The 20,599-nt window shown below is 54.5% G+C and carries 15 protein-coding genes and 1 rRNA gene; 8 read left to right on the top strand and 8 right to left on the bottom strand.

Translation table 11 applies throughout. The annotated features are described in order from the left end of the window. The 4 genes from WCK51_11645 (at position 1) to WCK51_11630 (ending at position 4,424) form a co-directional block, all read left to right on the top strand. Positions 1-387 carry a DUF559 domain-containing protein gene (locus WCK51_11645; GenBank protein ID MEI7577539.1) on the top strand — a complete coding sequence of 129 codons (387 nt, stop codon included), beginning with the start codon at positions 1-3 and terminating at the stop codon, positions 385-387. Between the two features lie 104 nt (positions 388-491). Continuing rightward, positions 492-1,457 (top strand): cytochrome c peroxidase, encoded by a 966-nt coding sequence (locus tag WCK51_11640; GenBank protein ID MEI7577538.1) that lies wholly within the window; start codon positions 492-494, stop codon positions 1,455-1,457. A gap of 42 nt (positions 1,458-1,499) precedes the next feature. Continuing rightward, positions 1,500-2,657, top strand: coding sequence for an RtcB family protein (locus WCK51_11635; protein MEI7577537.1), 1,158 nt, complete (start codon positions 1,500-1,502; stop codon positions 2,655-2,657). Between the two features lie 66 nt (positions 2,658-2,723). Then, a complete protein-coding gene (locus tag WCK51_11630; GenBank protein ID MEI7577536.1) occupies positions 2,724-4,424 on the top strand; it encodes a S8 family serine peptidase in 1,701 nt (566 codons plus the stop codon). 51 nt (positions 4,425-4,475) lie between these two features. Here WCK51_11630 and WCK51_11625 read toward each other — a convergent pair whose 3' ends face one another. Genes WCK51_11625 through dapD form a run of 4 tightly spaced genes read right to left on the bottom strand, consistent with a single transcriptional unit; the run spans position 4,476 to position 8,709 of the window. After that, positions 4,476-5,789, bottom strand: coding sequence for a phosphotransferase (locus tag WCK51_11625; GenBank protein ID MEI7577535.1), 1,314 nt, complete (start codon positions 5,787-5,789; stop codon positions 4,476-4,478). 57 nt (positions 5,790-5,846) lie between these two features. Continuing rightward, positions 5,847-6,728, bottom strand: coding sequence for a DUF2330 domain-containing protein (locus tag WCK51_11620; GenBank protein ID MEI7577534.1), 882 nt, complete (start codon positions 6,726-6,728; stop codon positions 5,847-5,849). A 32-nt stretch (positions 6,729-6,760) separates the two neighbouring features. Beyond that, entirely contained in the window at positions 6,761-7,891 is a 1,131-nt protein-coding gene (gene dapE, locus WCK51_11615; GenBank protein MEI7577533.1) for a succinyl-diaminopimelate desuccinylase, read from the bottom strand. Continuing rightward, a complete protein-coding gene (dapD, locus tag WCK51_11610) occupies positions 7,891-8,709 on the bottom strand; it encodes a 2,3,4,5-tetrahydropyridine-2,6-dicarboxylate N-succinyltransferase (GenBank protein MEI7577532.1) in 819 nt (272 codons plus the stop codon). Before dapD ends, dapE begins: the two co-directional genes overlap by 1 nt. A 167-nt stretch (positions 8,710-8,876) precedes the next feature. Here dapD and msrA point away from each other — a divergent pair, with 167 nt between their 5' ends. From msrA to trmFO, 3 genes are all read left to right on the top strand, one after another. Further along, positions 8,877-9,446, top strand: coding sequence for a peptide-methionine (S)-S-oxide reductase MsrA (gene msrA / locus WCK51_11605; protein MEI7577531.1), 570 nt, complete (start codon positions 8,877-8,879; stop codon positions 9,444-9,446). A 75-nt stretch (positions 9,447-9,521) separates the two neighbouring features. Next, complete coding sequence (locus WCK51_11600; protein ID MEI7577530.1) at positions 9,522-10,142, top strand: histidine phosphatase family protein; 621 nt, start codon at positions 9,522-9,524, stop codon at positions 10,140-10,142. Continuing rightward, entirely contained in the window at positions 10,142-11,521 is a 1,380-nt protein-coding gene (gene trmFO / locus WCK51_11595; GenBank protein ID MEI7577529.1) for a methylenetetrahydrofolate--tRNA-(uracil(54)-C(5))-methyltransferase (FADH(2)-oxidizing) TrmFO, read from the top strand. Before WCK51_11600 ends, trmFO begins: the two co-directional genes overlap by 1 nt. Here trmFO and WCK51_11590 read toward each other — a convergent pair. The 4 genes from WCK51_11590 to WCK51_11575 are packed head-to-tail and all read right to left on the bottom strand — an operon-like array spanning position 11,518 to position 17,171. After that, positions 11,518-12,348 (bottom strand): family 16 glycoside hydrolase, encoded by an 831-nt coding sequence (locus WCK51_11590; protein ID MEI7577528.1) that lies wholly within the window; start codon positions 12,346-12,348, stop codon positions 11,518-11,520. The genes trmFO and WCK51_11590 overlap by 4 nt on opposite strands. A gap of 10 nt (positions 12,349-12,358) precedes the next feature. Continuing rightward, positions 12,359-12,904 (bottom strand): RNA 2',3'-cyclic phosphodiesterase, encoded by a 546-nt coding sequence (gene thpR / locus WCK51_11585; protein MEI7577527.1) that lies wholly within the window; start codon positions 12,902-12,904, stop codon positions 12,359-12,361. Continuing rightward, positions 12,901-13,554, bottom strand: coding sequence for a prepilin-type N-terminal cleavage/methylation domain-containing protein (locus WCK51_11580; protein ID MEI7577526.1), 654 nt, complete (start codon positions 13,552-13,554; stop codon positions 12,901-12,903). The genes thpR and WCK51_11580 overlap by 4 nt, the downstream gene beginning before the upstream one ends. Beyond that, positions 13,551-17,171, bottom strand: coding sequence for a transcription-repair coupling factor (locus WCK51_11575; GenBank protein ID MEI7577525.1), 3,621 nt, complete (start codon positions 17,169-17,171; stop codon positions 13,551-13,553). The genes WCK51_11580 and WCK51_11575 overlap by 4 nt, the downstream gene beginning before the upstream one ends. A 477-nt stretch (positions 17,172-17,648) precedes the next feature. On the opposite strand from WCK51_11575, the gene WCK51_11570 reads away from it, so the two are divergent. After that, a 23S ribosomal RNA gene (locus WCK51_11570) occupies positions 17,649-20,597 on the top strand. Positions 20,598-20,599: the final 2 nt, after the last annotated feature.

Genomic DNA, 20,599 nt, shown 5'->3' with positions numbered 1-20,599 from the left:
TTGCGTCCAAAACGAAAGGCAAGACCGCCTATCGAACGTGCCCGTGAACTCCGCAACAGTCCTTCAGTTGCAGAAGAAGTGGCATGGAGAGTTCTGAAGAAGTCCTTCCTGGGCTACAGATTTCGTCGGCAGCATCCCTTGCCTCCTTACACGCTCGACTTCTATTGTCATGAGTTGTTGCTTTGCGTCGAGTTTGACGGCGAGCAGCATGACCCTGTAGCAGATGCGCGGCGGGATGCGTACCTGTTAACCAAGCGGATCGTGACCTTTCGGATTCCAAATGTGGAGTTTTTTGAAGTGTACGGCCCGGTTGAGTCGGACTGGATTCGGGAGCTGGAGAAGTTCTGTCAAGCTCGTGCTTTGGAGCTGAGCGCTTCCGCCGACTGACTCCGGCAGCTGGAACCCCCTAACCCCCAACCCCTTTCCCCCTCAGGGGGCAAGGGAGGCCGGAGTCAACCCTCCGGGGTGGATTTAGCGTGTATCATAAATCTATGCTTCGCGGACTCTTGGTAATTGCTTGCGCATCAATCGGAATCGCCGGAATCTCGGCTGATCCGTATGCGCTGGGAACACCAGGGCCGGTGCCGTTTCCCAAGACAAATCCTTACACCGCAGCAAAAGCCGAACTTGGGCGACGCCTCTTTGAAGAGCGCGCGCTGAGCAAAACCCGGCAGACTCCTTGCTCCTGGTGTCACAATGAACCCGCCGGCTTCAGCGATGGACGAACCGTCAATATCGGAGACACAAAAGAAGCTCTCACTCGCCACAGCCCTAGCTTAATAGGATCTGGATATCAGCCGCAATTGTTCTGGGATGGTCGGGTGAAGACTCTCGAAGAACAAGTTTTGATGCCGATTGAACACCCGATGGAGATGAATCTCTCCTTGAAGGAAGTCCCCGAGAGGCTCCGAAAGGCAAATTACGAACCACTGTTTGAGCAGGCGTTTGGAACGAAAGAGATCACGAAGGAACGAGTCGCCATGGCACTTGCGACCTACGTGAGGACCCTAACTGAAAACGAAACGCCATTCGATCGGTTCGTCAAGGGGGACAAAAAGGCGCTTTCTTTGGTTGCTCAGCAGGGACTCGCCATCTTCAAAGGCAAGGGGCAGTGCACGACTTGCCACTCGGGACCACACTTCACCAGGGCAACAATTCCTGGTGCGGATCCGTTTGCCAAAACTGGACTCGCCCAGTCGTACGTTATCGGCGAGGATCATGGTCGAGGTGACCTCACCAAGAACCCCAAGGACAAAGGATTCTGGCGAATTCCATCCCTTCGAGGGATCGGGCGAACGGCGCCGTACATGCACAACGGAACGCTCGAGTCGCTTGAAGACGTTGTCGAATTCTACGACCGGGGTGGAGACGAGGGCGCTTTGCCAAAACTGAAGTTGACGAAGCAAGAGAAAGTCGCCCTGGTGGATTTTTTGCAAGTCGGATTGACAGGGGAGTGAACATTCGCGGGCCAGGGGGCGTCTACTTATCCTTGTGCCCCCATGCAGTATTTGGAAAACATCCCATGCTGGGGAGATCCTGTCTTCCCTGAAGCATTAACACAGCTCGACAATGCCCGCGAGACAGGCGCGGAAAGACTCGCTCTCATGGCCGACCACCATGTCGGCTACGGCGTTCCCATTGGTGGAGTTGTCGCCTACCGTCATCGGATTTCTCCAAGTGGCGTCGGCTACGATATTGCCTGCGGAAACAAAGCTGTTCGCCTTGACTGCGAAGAGCGGAAAGTCAAAGCCAAAATCAACCCTTTAATGGACGAGATCTTCAAAAAGCTCTCGTTTGGAATGGGACTGAACAACAACGAAGTTGTGGAGCATGAACTCTTCGAACACGACGCTTGGCGGCTTCCACCCCTGAAAAGCCGAAGGCAAAAGGCTCAGAACCAGCTTGGCACCATCGGCGGCGGAAATCACTACGTCGATGTTTTCGTCGATGAACTTGATCGTATCTGGATCGGAGTGCACTTTGGCTCGCGTGGCCTCGGCCACGGCATTGCCCAGTACTACATGGACCTTGCTGCTGGCGAGGGACAAGTGAGTAATGGCATCAGCTGGCTCTCAACCGAGAAGGATTCAGGTCGCGAGTACGTCGAAGCAATGGAGCTTGCGGGGCGGTATGCCTATGCGGGTCGTGATTGGGTTTGCGCCCGGGTCGCCAAGATTCTCGGCGGAACGATTGTCGAAGAGGTTCACAACCACCACAACTTCGCGTGGCAAGAAACTCACGATGGCGAGGAGTATTGGGTTGTCCGGAAGGGAGCAACTCCGGCGTTTCCCGGCCAGCTCGGATTCGTGGGCGGCTCGATGGGCGATGACTCAGTCATCCTAGAAGGAGTCGATTCTCCAGAATCGAAGGAAGCCTTGTACTCAACTGTTCACGGCGCAGGCCGCGTAATGTCTCGCACTGCCGCAAAGGGTAAGCGGGGCGAATCCGGGCGCGTCACCAAAGAGATGATGTCGAAGTGGGTCAAGGACCGTGGAGTTGTTGTGCGTGGAGGCGATGTGGACGAAGCTCCGCATGTCTACAAGCGACTGCACCGGGTTCTGGAGCACCACTCGAACACGATTCGGATCCGTCATACGCTCAAGCCTTTGGGTGTGGCAATGGCAGGCGCTGATGTAAAAGACCCATTCAAGGACTGAATCCACCCGATTGGAGGCTGACCTGCGATATAATCCGGGTTAGTCTTCTTCGGGAGAGGTTATTGTATGTTTAAGAGATCATTTCCAGTCTCGCTTGTCGTCTTCGGGCTGGCTTCGGTTAGCTTCGGTCAGTTCACCCAGGTAGCTGGCGTTCGTGAGTTCACGGGCCAACTCATCGTTCGACCCAAGCAAGTCGCTTCAATGATGGATTCTGGTGTCCGCTTTGACGAAATTCGTCTTCGTCGGCAGCGATCCCGAAGCCGTGTAGCGTCGATGATTCTCCGCTATGTTCCGCAGACGGATGAATACATTCTCAAAGTACCGATTGGACTTTCTGAGAACATGTATTCAAACTCCTTAATGGGAAGTGGCGACTACGAATATGTGCAGCCGAACTGGCGAGTTTTCCCTACTCGAGTGCCAAACGACCCGCGATACGCACAACAGTGGCATCATCCTGTGATCGGCTCACCTCGCGCCTGGGACCTCTGGACCGGTAGCTCAACGAGAACGATTGCGTTCTGCGACACCGGGATCATGCGAGCGCACGAAGATTTGAAAAACCTTCGGATTCCCGGATACAACGCGGTTGACAAGATTGCCGAGACGGCAGGCGGTCAAGTTGAAGACATCAATGGCCACGGCACCCACGTCTCGGGCTGCGGCGCTGCCCAAGGAAACAACGGTATCGGCGTTTCTGGAGTAGGCTGGAATTTCAAGATCATGCACTGCCGAGTATCAAACTCTGCAGGAGGAGGTGCCTTCACTTCTGACATGATGGACGGCGCGAGATGGGCCATCGAGCATGGCGCGAAAACCGTCAGTGTCTCATATTCAGGCGTGGACGCACCAACGATCGGAACGACCGGGACTTACATCAAGTCCATCGGCGGTCTCATGCTCTTCGCGGCGGGTAACGACAACCGGGACTTGACCGGATTCCGTCACCCCGATACGATTGTTGTTGGATCCACCAACGAATCGGACACCAAGTCCGACTTTTCGGCATACGGACGTGGTTGCACGTTGTTCGCACCGGGTAGCAACATCTTGAGCACCACGATGGATGGAAGCTATCAGTTCTTTAGCGGAACCTCGATGGCGACCCCAGTTGCGAATGGCGCCCTTGCGACGATCTGGTCGGTTAACCCAGATTTAACTCCAAACGAAGTTAGCGACATCCTGTTTTCGACCTGTGACAACATTGGACCGTCGACCATCTTTGGCTACGGTCGGGTCAACGTCCACAGAGGTGTCAACCTCGCTCTCGCAACTCTTGCAAAAGATGCCGATGTCACCGCAGTCGCACCGGTATACGGTGACTACACTGGCGGAGGTCTGTCGGAAGTCAAGGATTCGAGCTTGATCAGTTCCTACAACGTTAAGGGGCGACTCCAAGCTGGCGTTGGACCAGTTGCTTCGGCTTCCGTTACCGGAACGATTCCGGCGGCGGCTTCTGAGCTTCGCTCAGTCAGCGTGTCGGCTGCATTCAACTCTGAGTCGCTTGCCGCTACGACAGTATTTGTTTATGCATGGAACAGTTTGACGTCGGCTTGGGACCTTCAAGGATCGCGCGGAACCTACGGTGGCGTCAATAACACGATCAGCTTCTCAATCCGTACCAACTTGAATGGTTACGTTGATGGAGCCGGGCAAGTTAAGCTCATGTTCAGAGCAGTCACCCCGGCCCGCCTGTCGCAGAACCTCTCCAATCTTCGAGTCAGCCAGGTGAAGGTTCGGTATACAAAAAATCCAACGACTCCTTAGTCGTTGGACTAGTCAAAGAAAAGCCCTTTGCAGAACTGCAAAGGGCTTTTGTTATTTGGCTAGCGACCGGATAATTGATTCAGCTTCGGGGCCGAATTCGGCTAGGCGTCGGTAGAGCGTGAGCTGTACCATTGCTCTGGTCTTGTTAAGGTTGGAAGGGTCGCCTTCACCCAGTTGGAAGTAGGTGTCTCCCTTCAGGTAGTCAGTAAGGAATCGGAGCCCAAGCTCGAGAGCGATGACTTGGACCGCAGAGACCATCATCCCGATTTCTTGACTCGTGACTTCTGTAGCGGTCTTCAGGAATCCTTCCGCAACCGCTCGATAGACATCTTTATCCACTTGGATTTTGCTGAGGTCAGTCTCCTTTTCTCCGGCAACATTAACAAGCGAGCGGAGCATGTCGCCCCAGTCTGCGAGCCAAGTGAACGACATGATGGTGTCGAGATCGACCAGAGCTTTGACGTTGCTTGTCATCGTATCGAACAGGAAGTTCTCGATCTTAGTGTCGCCGTGGATCAGGGTTTGACGGATGCGACCCTGGGCGATTGCCGTCCAGAGTCCCATCGCAAACGGTTCTTGCTCTCTTACGAGAGTAATGAATGGGGCCAGCTCGGGATCGTTCTTCCGCTTGGACGCTTCTTCGACTGAGCAACCGACGAGGAAGTGCGGGCCCGTTGAGGTTCGCAGAATCGGATCGTCCGGTAGCAAGGCTGCCGCGTCGCCCATCGTCCGATTTCCGTTCATGACCGAGTGGAATTGACGGTAGTAGAGACCGGTGTCTCGGTAACCGGGAAGGGAACCCTCGACTCCGACGGGATTGATGCTGGAAGTAAGATCGGAGTAGATCGCCAGTCCCCTTCCCATTTCGCTGGCCAGTCGGAGTTGTTCACCCCGGCTCTCAACCTCCGAAAGGCTCTTGTACGAACGGGATTCGGGGATCCGAACCATGAGCCTCCAGACGGACCAGCCATGCTCATCAGTGAGGTCAAGAAATGCCTTCCCATTACGAGTGGGCACGAGTTCGATCGCTTCCCAACCATCAATTGGTTTGCTTTCGAGGCTACTTCGCTGCGCCGTGATCGAGCTGACCATGCCGTTCATCACGCGATAAGGCATAGCGAAGACATCAGAGTTCACCTTCTGAAGCAGGTACTCCCGATCTCCTGCAACCACCTCGTACGTGTGGAGATTGATGTTGCCGCGACCGGGGAAAGGAGCGATCTGGAGGTCGCCTTCAACGGCGAACTGATGAACAACCCAGTTAATGTCGGCAGTAGTGTAATCCTGATAGGCGCCGGTTAGGTGAGACGGACGGTCTTCAATGACCGCATAGTCGGTTGCCAAAATAATTCCCTGCTCGTTCATCCGTTAACCTGAATGTTAACAAGAATCTTACCACTCGGGGGATTTGGGGCGAAATCGTCAACGTCTGACCTCAGAAAAGAACAGATCATCCGTAGCACCTCGTGCGAACGAGTTATCCACGAATCTGGAGATGATCGCATCTTGAGGCATCTCGTTCCCGCTTATCTTGATTGCCTTGGCAATCTTCCTACTTTCCTCTGGTCTGAGTGCTTCATTGAACACTGCTTTACCAGCCCAAGGTCGTCTTGAAAATTCACCGATCCTTCCGGTGTACTGCTGTGATCCTACGAAGAAAACCTCGAGAGCAGCACCACTCCCCCAGTTACTCTTCGGTACATAGTAAGGGCAAAATGGCTGCGTAGTCGCAAAGGTCATCCGAATTGCACTCGCAGCGAACTCTGCCGACTTGGATTCTAATCGAAAAGCTGTGAGAAACCACCCCTTTCGGACGTAGAATTCGAGCCACTCTCTGCGGTCTGGCGAGATCTGATACGAGTTCTGCTGTAGCCACTGTTGGAGATCACTGGTGCTGGAAGCTCTCAGAGTGGTTGCTCGATACCCTCCGATTACACTCTCCCGTTCCACAATGACACCCCCGCCTCCACCTCCACCACCAGCCATACCTCCAGCGGAGCCTCCTATCGAATTGACCCAACTCCTTGTGATGTTCGCGAGAAGGTTAAAGGTGTTCTCGTCAACTTCAGCAATGGTTGGGATCGAGGGCGTCGGAGCCACAAAGTCGACCACTCCTCCATCTCCCTTAAACTTCGCATATCTGATGAAGTGCTCCTTGTGTCTTGCCTCATCCCAGACAATTAAGTCTCGTTGACCCCGAAACTGACTTGCTAACCGATTCGCTCCAGGCTCGAAAGTCATGCATGCATTGGTGGAACCACTGTAAGTCAGAGCTGCGCAGAATAGTGGAATTCGAGGATTCATGTTTTTCCGACGGGCGTCGGCAAGAAAGGTTTCTAGGCCGGTAACAGTCTTCTCAGGATAAGAAGTAGTACGTTCTCCGCTAACCTTAGGTGAGTCACTTCAATACACTCGTTCACAGCGTGAATCGATTTATTGATCGGGCCAAACTCACACACCGGGATCCCGGCTGCGGCGAGGAAACGGGCGTCAGAGGTACCGCCGCCGGTGCCAAGTTTCGGCTTTATCCCCGTTACTCGTTTAACAGCTTCGGAAAGTGATCGGATCAGCAACTCGTTTTGGGTGATGAACGGCCGGGCACCGTCGGTCCAGCGGACTTCGTGGTTGAGGGAGTGCTTTTTGGCAAGCGAGTCGAAGACGGCGATGATTGATTCCGATGACTGGGCGGGCTGGTAGCGAATGTTGAAGTCGAACTCGAGCACGCCTGGGATGACGTTGTTGGCTCCAGTGCCAGCGGAGATATTGGCGATTTGCAGGCTACTCGGGTCAAACTCGGGCGTATCCGAATCCCAGCGATGGTTCGTCAGGTCGTGTAGGAAGGGAAGCGTATTATGGATTGGGTTAGACGCCAGGTGCGGATAGGCCACATGCCCTTGCTTTCCGAAGACCTTCACTCGCCCACTCAGAGAGCCTCGGCGACCGATCTTGATTGTGTCCCCAAAAACCTCCTCGCTGGTCGGCTCGCCGACGAGGGCATAATCGAACCGTTCCCCTCGATCGAGGAGTTTCCGGAGAGCAAAGCCGGTTCCGAACGTCGCTACCCCCTCTTCATCAGAGGTGATCAGGAGCGCGATTTGTCCAGGAAAAGTAGAATTTTCATGAACAAAAGCAATCGCGGCGCACACCATGGCCGCAAGCGAACCCTTCATATCCGCCGCGCCGCGACCGTAGAGAAAACCATCCCGGATCGTTGGCTCAAACGGCGGACTGACCCATGCATCCAGAGGCCCCGGAGGCACAACATCGCAGTGTCCGTTGAACAAAACGGATGGTCCTTCGCCACCTCGATTCACTGCGAACAGGTTCTCGGTACCACCCTCATTGATGAACTCGCAGGAGAAGCCTGCGGATTGAAGAAGCGAAGCGATGATATCCAAACACCCGGCCTGATTCGGCGTGACCGAAGGGCACCGAATCAGATCGCAGGCAAGCTGAACGACGTCCATTAGTCGCGCAGAAGTTCGTTGAGGGCAGTTTTTGCCCGAGTTTGGGCGTCAACGGTTTTTACGATTACCGCGCAGTACAGCGAGTGGGAGCCATCCTTTGCAGGTAGCGAACCTGGCACGACAACCGAACCTGCGGGAATCCGACCGTAGGTGATCTCGCCGGTCGCGCGGTTGAGAATCTTTGTGCTCATGCCGAGGAAAACGCCCATCGAGAGAACGGAGTTTTCTTCGACGATCACACCCTCAACAACCTCGGATCTAGCGCCGATGAAGCAGTTGTCTTCAATGATGACGGGGTTTGCCTGAATCGGTTCCAGAACGCCGCCGATCCCAACTCCGCCACTAAGGTGGACATTCTTACCGATCTGAGCACACGAGCCGACGGTTGCCCAAGTGTCGACCATCGTCCCTTCATCGATGTAAGCACCAACGTTCACATAGGAAGGCATCAGAACGGCATTTTTGCCAATAAACGCTCCTTTCCGAACTGTCGCAGGCGGCACGACTCGGAAGCCGTGAGTTGCAAACTCAGCCGGAGTGTAGTTCTCAAACTTCAGCGGCACCTTGTCGTAAAAGTGCATCGGTCCCGCCGCCGACACATGGTTGTTGGAGAGCTTGAACGAAAGCAAGACTGCCTTCTTGATCCACTGGTGGGTCGTCCACTTTCCGTCGATCCTTTCGCAAACCCGGAGGCGGCCCGAATCGAGCAGGTGTAGAACACTTCCGATGGCGTCCTTCAACCCGTCTGGATAACTAGAAGTTGAAATAGAGTCTCTCTCCTCCCAGGCTGCGTCAATGGCGGGCTGATAGTTTTGCATGATGCCTGTAGTTTAGCCGCTGCAACGAGGGAACTTTATCGAACTTTCGCGCCTATTCCCATCGTATGAACAGTATCATGGGTCGTCGAATTGTGAAGGCAATTGGTCTGGCACTCACCCTCGCGGTAGCTGGAGCCAGTTTTGGGCAAAACGGAGTAAAGAAACGAATGGATTTGAAAGAATTAGTGATTGGCGGTGGTTGCTTCTGGTGCGTTGAAGCAGTGCTGGAAGACCTGAAGGGCGTTGAGAAGGTCGAAAGCGGCTACGCCGGCGGGCACGTTTTCCCAGTGACCTATGAAGAGGTCTGTACCGGTCGAACTGGCGCCGCGGAAGTCGTCAAGGTCTTCTACCACTCCGATGAAATCTCCTCGGCGGACATCCTGAAAATGTTCTTCGTCTCGCACGACCCGACCACACTGAACCGCCAAGGCCCGGACTCAGGCACCCAGTACCGCTCGGTGATTTTCTATTCCTCGAGTGAAGAAAAGAAGCTCGCCGAGAACGTGATCAAGGAGATCACGGCTGAGAAGCTCTACTCCAATAAGATCGTAACGACGATTGAACCGCTAACGAACTACCAGCGTGCCGAAGAGTATCACCAGAACTATTTCGCCAAATATGAGAAGGCTTCTGAAGCAGAGAAGTCAAAGATGAACGCTGGTTACTGTGCCTACGTGGTTTCGCCGAAGGTGACGAAGTTCCGACAGAAGTACGCTTCGAAGCTGAAGAAGGGCTGAGGTACCCGTCAGCATTCGGCTCTCAGCCTACAGCAGTGGGCTGGGAGTTTGCGAGCGCAAAGTAAACTGGTCTCCGTGTTACCTTCAATTCGCGTTTTCCTGGTTCGTCACGGACAGACTGCTTGGAACGTCGACAAACGCGCTCAGGGGCATACGGATATTCCTTTATATAAAGTAGGTATAGCCCAGGCCGATGGCGTCGGGCGGTTCTTTGCCAATGCTTCGGTTGGACTGGTTTTGGCGTCGGACCTTAAACGCGCTCACCAGACCGCCCTGGCAATCGGAGGCTCGGTAAAGACCGATCCACTCTTGCGAGAGCAAGGCTTCGGCGAGTGGGAGGGAGATGACTATCTTGAGGTTCGGCGTAGATTTATCGCGGCTGGCGATCACCCCGACGTGACTCCGCCCAGGGGAGAATCTAAACGAGATGTTTGGAACCGCCTGGAATCAATTCATCAAAGGCTCAGCGAGACGCTTTTTGATACGGCAGTGGTTTCACACGGCGGAACGTCCTCGTTGCTATGTGCCAGGTTGTTGGGCGGAACGGTCGAAATGGCGGCATCCTTTAAATTCTCAAATGGCGGAGTGACCGAGTTTGAACGGATGGCGGATGGACGGTTCCGGTTGATACGATACGACGATGTTTCTCATCTGAGCCAGATCGGCGAGAAGTCAGCGCATGGAGTTTTGGGTTGATGGTTACCGTTGTTGGCGCTGGGTTCGCCGGTGTCGAAGCGGCTTGGGCGTTGGCTTCTCGCGGAATTTCGGTTCGGCTTTACGAGATGCGACCAGTGAAGCGCACTCCGGCGCACACGACTGACTTCTTTGCCGAGCTGGTTTGCTCGAACTCTCTAAAGTCAAAGTCTCCTACATCGCCAGCCGGGCAACTCAAGGTTGAAATGAATGCGCTTGGGTCGCTAGTCTTGCGACTTGCTGAGGAGCACTCGGTTCCGGGCGGCGAGGCGCTTTGCGTTGATCGAGACAACTTTGGTAAAGCGGTGACGCTGGCGATGGAGGAACACTCGATGATCGAAGTCGTTCGTGACGAGTTCACTCCTGCGATGGCCGAGGCTTGCGATGGCCCGCTGGTTCTGGCAACCGGACCGCTCACTTCACCTGAGCTGTCGGAGTGGCTCGCCGCCAAAACGGGGCGGAAGCACCTTTACTTTTACGACGCGGTTTCTCCAACCGTCGAGGCATCGTCGCTGGACATGTCGGTCGTTTTTGCCCAGTCTCGCTATGACAAAGGTGAAGGAAACGACTATCTCAACTGCCCCTTCAACAAAGAGGAGTACTACGCTTTTGTCGAAGCTCTGGTGAGTGCGGAGAGGGCTCCGTTTCATGCTTTTGAAGCGGGCGGGGTCCGCGGCGAATCTGGCCAAGGTGACGATGTCCTCCCAGAGCAGAAGTTTTTGGAAAAGATCAAGTACTTCGCAGGCTGCACCCCGATTGAGGCGATTGCGGAAAAAGGCGAACGGTCTCTTGCCTTTGGCAATTTCAAACCGATTGGACTGACCGATCCGCGCACCGATCGCCGCCCCTATGCTGCCCTTCAACTCCGCCCGGAAAACCGGGAGAAGACGCTTTATTCGCTGGTCGCTTGCCAGAACCGTTTACGGTTCGGCGAGCAGAAACGGGTGTTCCAGATGGTGCCGGGTCTTCAGAATGCCGAGTTCATACGCTACGGAGTCATCCACCGAAATACTTATCTCGAGGCGCCGACGGCGCTGGATGAGCAACTCCAGCTTCGATCAGCTCCGAACGTCTATGTAGCAGGGCAGCTCACCGGCGTTGAAGGGTACGTCGAGTCGGCTGCAATGGGGATCCTTGTTGGACTCAACATCGCGCGTCGTCTGTCGGGTCTCGATTACGTGGCACCGCCTCGAGTTACCGCCTACGGTGCGCTTCTCGCGCACCTTCAAGATGACACGGAGCGAGAATTCGCACCGATGAACATCAACTGGGGAATCCTTCCCGATCCAGAGGAGCCGACAAGGGACAAAGGAATTAAGCGAGCCAAAAAGATTGAGGCCGCCCAGAGCGGCCTCGCGAGTTGGCTGGAAGCGCTGGGCTAACCGATTTCCCAGGTCTGCCGGTGTCGTAGCTCGTCATGAGGTCCTACTTCGCGAATCCAGATGTTTCGGTAGCGGACCGGGTCGCCGTGATCCTGCAACGTAATCGGCCCCTTCGGTCCGTGCGGAGTGTAAAAGCCGACTTGTCGGTGTAGCGTTTCGCCGATGAGAGGAGTTGAGTGCTGAACCAAGATTCCATTGAGGAACACTGTGACGTATGCCGGGGTATCCAATTTGCCGTCCTTGAACCTTGGAGCGACGAAGATGATGTCATAGGTCTGCCATTCGCCTGGTTTTCGGCAAGCGTTAACGAGGGGAGCCGTTTGACCATACACGCAGCCGGTCATCCCGTCCGCGTAAGTTGGGTTATTGTAGGCATCCAACACCTGGACTTCGTAGCGACCCATGAGGAAGATTCCCGAGTTTCCTCGGCCCTGGCTATCGCCTTTCGGTTCTGCTGGTTCGCAGAACTCGACGTGCAGTTGACAATCTCCAAACTCGCCAAGAGTCTGAACCGATCCGGTGCCCCGCTTGACTTCAAAGTACTCGTTGGTAACGGTCCAAGGACCGCCCTTCCACTCATTCATATTCCCGCCGCTGAAAAGCACTTTGGCGTCTGAAGGAGGCTGACCGTAAGCTGCTCCAGGGGTAACAACCTTTGGCTGAGGTCGCTTGCTATCGTGGACCCGCCAGTGCCCGCCAGGCAACATCGGAGTATCGTCATAGCCAACATGCTGGGCATTGGAGCGAGAAGCAAAAAGTCCCCCGAGCAGGGTTCCTGCCCCGGCGGCGGAGAGTTTGGCGAGAAGGTCTCGTCGAGAGAACGGCATGTGACGAATCTTACACCCTTTTGAACTCGAATCGAGCGATCAGCTCGTAACTTCCGTCCGGTAGTGAGTTGAACAGGGTGGCGGCTTCGGGGGTCCATTCTAAGTCCTCCGGGTGCTCCCCGCTGTGAATGTAGTCACGGAGCTTATGGCCGAGCTTTGTGCTCGCGGGCTTCATCCGGCTGAGGATGAGATGGGGTGTGTACTCGTCTTCGGTGCCTAGCAGAGCTATTTGCAGGCTGGTTTGGAGGGGGGCGAGGGATCCGGTTGAATCGGAAACTTCGAGGGCGAGGACGCCGGGGCGTTTGTTGTCGGGGAGTCCAGTGAGGCGGCCGATGTGGAGTCGCGGAGCCGTTGCTTTACCGACCAGCTCTTCGGCTTCTTCTTTGACTTGCTCCACTGGGAGATCGCCGAGGAAGAGCAAGGTGACATGGTACTTATCAGACTTCGCCCAGCGCATTCCTTGTCGGTCAAGCTTCTCGTGCGGCTTGGGTTGCCAGTCGGCAATGGCGCGACGGACAAGGGACGAGGGTTCGAGGGCTAGAAAGAGTCGATTCATGGATTTGTTCTGATGTCTCGAATCCACTTGGCGTGGAGATCGAGGAAAAGGCGATTGCGTCCGCCCGCATGGGGCGTTTTGCCTCGCAGAGCGATGGCGACGGTGGAAATGGTCTTGGGGAAGTAGGGGTCCACCAGCAGTTCAACCTCGGAGACGCCTTGCGGGGCGCCAATCGTCGGGTTGTTGGCGTTCTTAGCGTCTTCTGCCGCTTGATCCGGGGTCTTGCCCCAGAAATTATCGAGATCCACGGGGTCGGTCGTTCGGTCGAATCGCCACATCCAATATGTCGACTCCTGCTGGCGGATTTGGATGGCTTGCTCCTGTTGAAGCATCGGACAGGTCCAAATGTCCCGGTTTTTGAGATAGGGATCGAGAAGAGGCATCACCCATCCGGCCCTCGGGTCGCTAGGTGGCCAGGACGACCAGGGGCGGTACCCGATGGCTTTGATGTCGCGGCGATCCGGGAATCGATCGTCGGCGTCGTTCAGGTAGAGATTGAAACCGATACCAATCTGTCGCATGTTGCTCAGACAGGCGGCACGTTTCGCAGCAGCTTTGGCTTGGCTGAAGACAGGGAAGAGGATTGCGGCAAGTATGGCGATGATCGCGATGACTACGAGGAGTTCGATCAACGTAAAGGCTCGTTTCATACGTTGAGTGCCATCCTCGACTCCTCGATCTGCTGAAGGCACTTCTCAACGGCATTCAACAGAGCCTCAACTGCCAAAATCGGATCACCGGTGAACGGAAAGAGGAAGGCGTCGCGTGTATTGTGCGAGCCTTGCAAGGTCTTTGGTAACAAAACGAACAACCTTGGCGGAACGTCTTCGAGGTTCTTAAACGTTAGTGCAACCCGCCCCTGGCGCGCGTCGACCTTCTCGATGCCCAGCTTCTTCCCACGGATTCGCAGCGACATCACGGCAAATGCGTTCGAAACCGGAGACGGCGGTTTGCCGTAGCGGTCTTCAATCTCGCTTTGCACTTCGCCGAGCCTGGCTTGGTCCCTGGAGGACATCATCTGCTGGTAGTAGAAGAGCCGTTGAGCTTGCTCGTTGATGTAGCTCTCCGGCAGCATCGCAACGACTGGAATCTCAAATGTGGGCAGCGGAGTGAGGGCCTCAAGCGGGTCACGGGCGGTATCGGAGGTGATCGGCTGACCGTCAACGCTAGTTTTGAGCGACGCAACCGCCTCGTTGATGAGCTGAGTGTAAAGCTCGTAACCGATCTGAAGCATCGTTCCGCTCTGCTTCGCTCCGATCAGCTCACCCGCGCCACGAATCTGAAGGTCGCGGAACGCAAGCGAGTAGCCTGAGCCCAGCGACGAGAACTCTTGGAGAGCTTGCAGCCGCGCGAGGGCACCCTCGGACATGGTTTTCTTCTTCCGAGTCTCGCCAGAAGCTTCTTCCTGCTTTTGTCTGGCCGCGATAAAGCTGGCGTCCAAGTTTCGGTTGTACAAGAAGAGGGAATAGGCTTGTCGGTCGGAGCGACCGACTCGACCGCGAAGCTGATAGAGCTGAGCCAAGCCCAGTCGATCGGCGTTCTCGATGATGAGAGTGTTTGCGTTCGCGATGTCGATTCCACTTTCAACGATGGTGGTGGAAAGGAGAATATCAATCTCGCCCTTGATGAACCCAACCATGATCGGTTCGAGCTCCTTCTCGTTCATCTGGCCGTGGCCGACGCCGATTCGGGCGGTGGGGACGAGCTTCCGGAGCTTCTCGGCCACGTGTTCGATGGAGTCGACTCGGTTGTAAACATAGAACACCTGACCACCGCGAGCAAGTTCGCGCAGAATCGCCTCACGCACGACTTCGCTCGAGTACTGTCGCACAAAGGTTCGCACCGGAAGACGCCCCGGAGGTGGATCGTTGATGGTGGACATCTGCCGAATGTCCATCAGCGCCATGCTGAGCGTTCTGGGAATCGGGGTAGCGGAAAGTGTCAAAACATCGACTTCGGTTCGAAGCTCCTTGAGCATCTCTTTCTGCTTGACGCCAAACTTCTGCTCTTCGTCAATGACTACCATCCCTAGGTTTTTAAACTGAATCTCTTTGCCCAGCAATGCGTGGGTGCCGATGACCATCTCGATCGAGCCGTTCTTTAGCCCTTCAATGATCTCGCGCCTCTCGCTAGTGTGGGTATAGCGGTTGATCAACCCGATCCGGGTGCCGAAGGAACCTAGTCGGTCAACGAAGTTGCGGTGATGCTGCTCAGAAAGAATCGTTGTCGGGCAAAGTATCGCAACCTGACGCCCGGACTGAATCGCCTTAAACGCGATTCGGATTGCAACCTCGGTCTTTCCAAACCCGACATCGCCGCATACCAGCCGATCCATCGGATACGGCTGCATCATGTCATTCTTCGCTTCCCGAATCGCCCTCAGCTGACTCGGAGTCTCCACCCACGGGAAGGTCTGTTCCATTTCCGTCTGGAATGGAGTGTCCGCCCCGTAGGGTGTACGTTGGACGTCTTTCCGAACTGCGTACAGTTTCACGAGGTCCCGGGCGAACGCCCGAGCCTCCTCCTTCGCTTTTCCCAGGGTCCGCTGCCATTCACCCCCTGTTAACCGGTTGAGTTTGGGATTGTCATCCCCCGGATTGAGGTATTTCTGAATTCTGTCGAGTTGATCCGCCGGGACAAACAGTTTGTCGGGCGCCGCGTACTCAATGAAAAGGAACTCCTTTTCGACCCCTTCGACTTCGCGACGAGTGAGTCCACGGAACACGCCAATTCCGAAGTTGATGTGAACGATGTAGTCGCCAGGTTTTAGGTCAAGAACCGTCGTCACCGGAGCGCCTTCTTGGAATCTGCGCTGCGGGAGTTTGAGACGGGCGACCCCGAAAAGCTCGGCATCGGAGATGATGACGAGGTTGTGGTTTGGGAGAATGAATCCTCCGCCGAGGTTTCCGTTGACAAGGTGACCGCTGGGTTCACCCCACGGCTTTTCTGCCGTTGCTTCCGGCGCGGATTCTTGGGGGTACAGGTCGATCTGGCTGAGAACTGATTTCGCCCGATTAGGCTGGTCCGTGGTGAAAACGACGGTCAAGTTTTGCTCTCGCCAGGTTTTCATTGTTTGAGCCAGTGCGTCTGCTCGCCCACGGTACGGTTCGAGCGAGGCTCCGCCTAGGTCATACTCGGACTTTGCTTCAAGCCAGTTCGGCTTGTCGTTCATCGCCGTCAAGACCCACTTGCAGGCGCAGGAGTCCAGGTGCTCCACCGGGAGGAAAAAATCGTTTGCGGTGGCGTGGAGGATTTCACCACGCGCGGCTCGGGCGGCGAGGGCTTGGCCGAGTTCTTCTTCCGCACGGTTTCCGATTGCTTCGAGCTCTAGCGGCTCGTCGAGGATTAGGGTGTCGCCGTCTTCGATGAGAAGGTCGATCGCGCAACCAGAATCTGGGAAGAGAAGAGGGCGATAAAGCTCCATTCGGTCAAAGAACTGTCTTGCGGCGAAATGTTCGGCGTCGGCCGAAACAAGCTCTTCTAATCTGGCGGCCGCTTCTTCGTCCTCGATGCCACCCACTTCTCGCTCTAACTGATAGAGAATCGAGTCTCGAATCTCGTTTTCGTCGCCACAAAACAGAACTTCGCGAGACGGTGCGAGTTGAAGCGCGGGGACGATGCCGGTCGAGCGTTGGGAACCAGCGTCGAACGAGCGGACGGATTCAACTTCGGTGTCGAACCATTCGATTCGAATTGGCTGTTCATAGCCGCTGGGCCAAACGTCAATGATTCCGCCGCGCTTGCTATAGCCTCCGGGGAGACGGACGGGCTCTTGGAGTTCGTAGCCGAGTTTTTTCAGAGTGTCAACGACGTCATCCGGGTCCAGAGTCTCGCCAGAACGGATGGTGATGAAGGAATCGAGAAGCAGATCCGAGGGAATCGTTCGCTCTAGCGCGGCTTGTGGAGAGGCGATGACGATCTTTGGTCCGGCTTCGGCAAGAGATCTTAGCGCTCCGAGTCGATCAGAGAGGGCGATTTGCTCTGGAGTTGCATCCTCAAAGAGTGCCGAGTTACCGCTAGGCAGTTGATGGATATCAGAATGCGGTACTCCGCTGAGCTCAAGTTTGGCTTGCCAGGCGAGGGCACGGTCGTAAGATGCCGTTACGACAAGCATCTTGCGGGGATTTCGGAGATAGGATGCGCCAACAAACACCGCTCGAGCTTCCGACGGCACGCTGTTCCACACAACGGATTCGGAGAGAAGATCGAACGGTTCCTGAAAGGATTCCGAAGCTGCGATGAGTCGAGCCCAATCGGCAACGCGCATTGAGTGCAGTGTACCGTGCCGTGGTTCGGGCTGAATCCCCGTATGGAAGTGACGTTGAAGAGAGCATCCGGAGCGGACTTGCCCGAGTGTGCACAAGGAGTCTCCATGCGTTACCTCAATATAGGTGTGAGCGGCACTCTATCCCGCTTCAGACGCAGAACCAATGAAAGCTGACTGCAAAATACGGTGTTTTGAACCTGCTCCCTACTGAGAGAATGGTTGACAGCCAAAAGATACAAGACGCGTCAGCGAGCCAAGAAGCATCTTTTTTCAAAGAAATGTTAATCAGGTGTTGACAATCGAGGTGGCCGCTGGTATCATTTCTGTTTGTCGCTGAGTTGAAAAAACGAAAAGCGAAACAGAGAGAGAAGGGCGCTGAAGAGAAATCTTAGCACAATTCTCACTCGAAGAAGAAGTTCTTTGAAAGCCGCATAGCGAAACAAGAAGCGCATCGAGCAACTCTATAAGCGCTGCGTAAAGCAAGCTAAAGAGGGCCGACGATGAATGCCTAGGGACAAGATACCGATGAAGGACGTGTAAGCGACGAAACGTCTTGGGGAGCTGCACAAAAGCTTTGATCCAAGAATTTCCGAATGGAGAAATCCGGCCAGAGTAATGTTTGGTCACTCATATCTGAAAAAATAGGATATGTAGAGGGAACCTGGTGAACTGAAACATCTAAGTAACCAGTGGAAAAGAAATCGAAGAGATTCTGTAAGTAGCGGCGAGCGAAAGCGGAAAAGCCCAAACCAACAGGCTTGCCTGTTGGGGTTGTAGGACCACCACCAACCCCTTCTAATCAAGATCATCGAAAGGTGACTTTGATTAGGAGAAGTTGGAAAAACAAAATTTACAGTTAATAGAACAGGATTGGAAAGTCCGGCCATAGAGGGTGATAGCCCCGTATATAAAAACACGTAAACAATTTGAAGGTGGCACCTGAGTAGCACGGAGCACGAGGAACCCCGTGTGAACCTGCCGAGACCACTCGGTAAGGCTAAATATATCTTGTCACCGATAGTGCATCCAGTACCGTGAGGGAAAGGTGAAAAGAACCCCGGGTAGGGGAGTGAAATAGAACCTGAAATCGTCGTGTCCACAAACAGTCGAAGCACAATGTATGGAGTAATCCATTCAGGTGCGACGGCGTACCTTTTGCAGAATGAGTCTGCGAGTTAATAGTGTTGGCAAGCCTAAGTGTTTCAGACACGGAGGCGAAGGGAAACCGAGTCCGAATAGGGCGTCTAGTCAGCATTATTAGACCCGAAACTGCGTGATCTTGCCATGGCCAGGTTGAAGTGGTGGTAACACACCATGGAGGACCGAACTCATTGATGTTGAAAAATCTCGGGATGAGCTGTGGTAAGTCCGGTGAAATGCCAATCGAACGCAGAGATAGCTGGTTCTCCCCGAAATGCATTGAGGTGCAGCGTCTTGTATGTTTCATGGGGGTAGAGCACTGAATGGGCTAGGGGTCTTACCCGATTACCGAACCCAACCAAACTCCGAATACCATGAAATTAAGCAAGGCAGTGAGACAGTGAGTGATAAGATCCATTGTCAAAAGGGAAACAACCCAGATCAACAGCTAAGGGCCCTAAACGATAACTAAGTGTGAAACGATGTGAGATCGCGTAAACAGCCAGGAGGTTGGCTTGGAAGCAGCCACCCTTTAAAAAGTGCGTAATAGCTTACTGGCCGAATGTGATCTTGCGCGGAAAATGTATGGGGGCTAAAGTTATCTTCCGAAGCTTTGGGATCGTATTTATACGATCGGTAGGGGAGCGTTGTGTATGCAGTGAAGCTGTAGCGGAAGCAACAGTGGAGCGTACACAAGTGAGAATGCAGACATGAGTAGTGATAAGAAAGGTGAGAATCCTTTCCGCCGAAAATCTAAGGTTTCTCCGGCTATGTTCGTCATACGGAGGTTAGGCGGTTCCTAAGGTGAGGCCAGAAGGCGTAGCCGATGGACATCTGGTAGACATTCCAGACCCAGGTATACGAGCCAGGGGAGGACGCTTCACAATATCTCATCCCGCACCGTTGGTTGTTGCGGGCTAGGCCGAAACTCTAACTCCTGTTAAGGGGGTTTTTCAAAAGAGCGGGGCCGGGGAAGGGCGCTCTTCGGAGCAAACGAACTGAGATTGCGTGGGGCCTAGAAAAGTCCCGTAGCATTAATTGTATATCTGACCGTACTGTAAACCGACACAGGTAGATGAGTCGAGGAGACTCAGGCGTTCGAGAGAACTCTCGTTAAGGAACTAGGCAAATGAGCCCCGTAAGTTAGCAATAAGGGGCGCCCCGCAAGGGGTCGCAGCGAAGCAGCCATGGCGACTGTTTACCAAAAACACAGGTCTCTGCTAAGGTGAAAACCGAAGTATAGGGGCTGACACCTGCCCAATGCCCGTAGGTTAACAGGAGATGTTAGGGAAACCGAAGCATTGAATCGAAGCCCGGGTGAATGGCGGCCGTAACTCTAACGGTCCTAAGGTAGCGAAATTCCTTGTCGGCTAAATACCGACCCGCATGAAAGGTGTAACGACTATGGCACTGTCTCAACGAGAAGCTCGATGAAACTGTAGTACCCGTGAAGATGCGGGTTATGCGCAGTAGGACGGAAAGACCCCGTGGAGCTTTACTACACCTTGACATTGTGACTTGGGTGTAAATGCAGAGCGTATGTGGGAGCTTCGGCACCAATGGAACACCACACTTTTGCATCTGATTCACTAACTTGGACCATTATCTGGTTCGAAGACATTGTCAGGCGGGTAGTTTGACTGGGGCGGTCGCCTCCGAAAAAGTAACGGAGGCGCCTAAAGATCCACTCAGGCTGGTTGGAAATCAGCCGTTGAGCGTATAGGTATATAGTGGGTTTGACTGTGAGACAGACAAGTCGAGCAGGGACGAAAGTCGAGCTAAGTGACCCTCTGATTGCGCGTGGGCGCGTCAGGGTTCAACGGATATAAGCTACCCCGGGGATAACAGGCTGATCTTGCCCGAGCGCTCACAGCGACGGCATGGTTTGGCACCTCGATGTCGGCTCGTCGCATCCTGGGGCTGTACAAGGTCCCAAGGGTTCCGGAGTTCACGGATTAAAGCGGCACGCGAGCTGGGTTCAGAACGGCGTGAGCCAGTTCGGTCCCTATCCACTGCGCACGTAAGAAATTTGAGGGGAGTCGTCCTTAGTACGAGAGGACCGGGATGAACAGACCTCTGGTGTACCAATTGTTCCGCCAGGAGCATACGTTGGGTAGCCACGTCTGGTCGTGATAAGCGCTGAAAGCATCTAAGCGCCAAGCACACCCCAAGATTAGATTTCTCAATTTGTAAGGACCCTTGAAGACTACAAGGTTGATAGGTCACGGCTGTGAGTCCAGTAATGGATTAAGGTGAGTGATACTAATTGTCCGAGGGCTTGCTTACGC

Source organism: Armatimonadota bacterium, assembly GCA_037138755.1.
Taxonomy (GTDB): domain Bacteria; phylum Armatimonadota; class Fimbriimonadia; order Fimbriimonadales; family Fimbriimonadaceae; genus Fimbriimonas.
This window is presented reverse-complemented; position numbering and strand designations above follow the sequence as displayed.

Coding starts and splice junctions, on each gene's coding strand:
- WCK51_11580 (MEI7577526.1), bottom strand. CDS start 13,554: ATGAAACGAGCCTTTACGTTGATCGAACTCCTCGTAGTCATCGCGATC.
- dapE (MEI7577533.1), bottom strand. CDS start 7,891: ATGGACGTCGTTCAGCTTGCCTGCGATCTGATTCGGTGCCCTTCGGTC.
- WCK51_11640 (MEI7577538.1), top strand. CDS start 492: ATGCTTCGCGGACTCTTGGTAATTGCTTGCGCATCAATCGGAATCGCC.
- WCK51_11575 (MEI7577525.1), bottom strand. CDS start 17,171: ATGCGCGTTGCCGATTGGGCTCGACTCATCGCAGCTTCGGAATCCTTT.
- WCK51_11630 (MEI7577536.1), top strand. CDS start 2,724: ATGTTTAAGAGATCATTTCCAGTCTCGCTTGTCGTCTTCGGGCTGGCT.
- WCK51_11625 (MEI7577535.1), bottom strand. CDS start 5,789: ATGAACGAGCAGGGAATTATTTTGGCAACCGACTATGCGGTCATTGAA.
- WCK51_11590 (MEI7577528.1), bottom strand. CDS start 12,348: ATGCCGTTCTCTCGACGAGACCTTCTCGCCAAACTCTCCGCCGCCGGG.
- trmFO (MEI7577529.1), top strand. CDS start 10,142: ATGGTTACCGTTGTTGGCGCTGGGTTCGCCGGTGTCGAAGCGGCTTGG.
- dapD (MEI7577532.1), bottom strand. CDS start 8,709: ATGCAAAACTATCAGCCCGCCATTGACGCAGCCTGGGAGGAGAGAGAC.
- msrA (MEI7577531.1), top strand. CDS start 8,877: ATGGATTTGAAAGAATTAGTGATTGGCGGTGGTTGCTTCTGGTGCGTT.
- WCK51_11620 (MEI7577534.1), bottom strand. CDS start 6,728: ATGAATCCTCGAATTCCACTATTCTGCGCAGCTCTGACTTACAGTGGT.
- WCK51_11635 (MEI7577537.1), top strand. CDS start 1,500: ATGCAGTATTTGGAAAACATCCCATGCTGGGGAGATCCTGTCTTCCCT.
- thpR (MEI7577527.1), bottom strand. CDS start 12,904: ATGAATCGACTCTTTCTAGCCCTCGAACCCTCGTCCCTTGTCCGTCGC.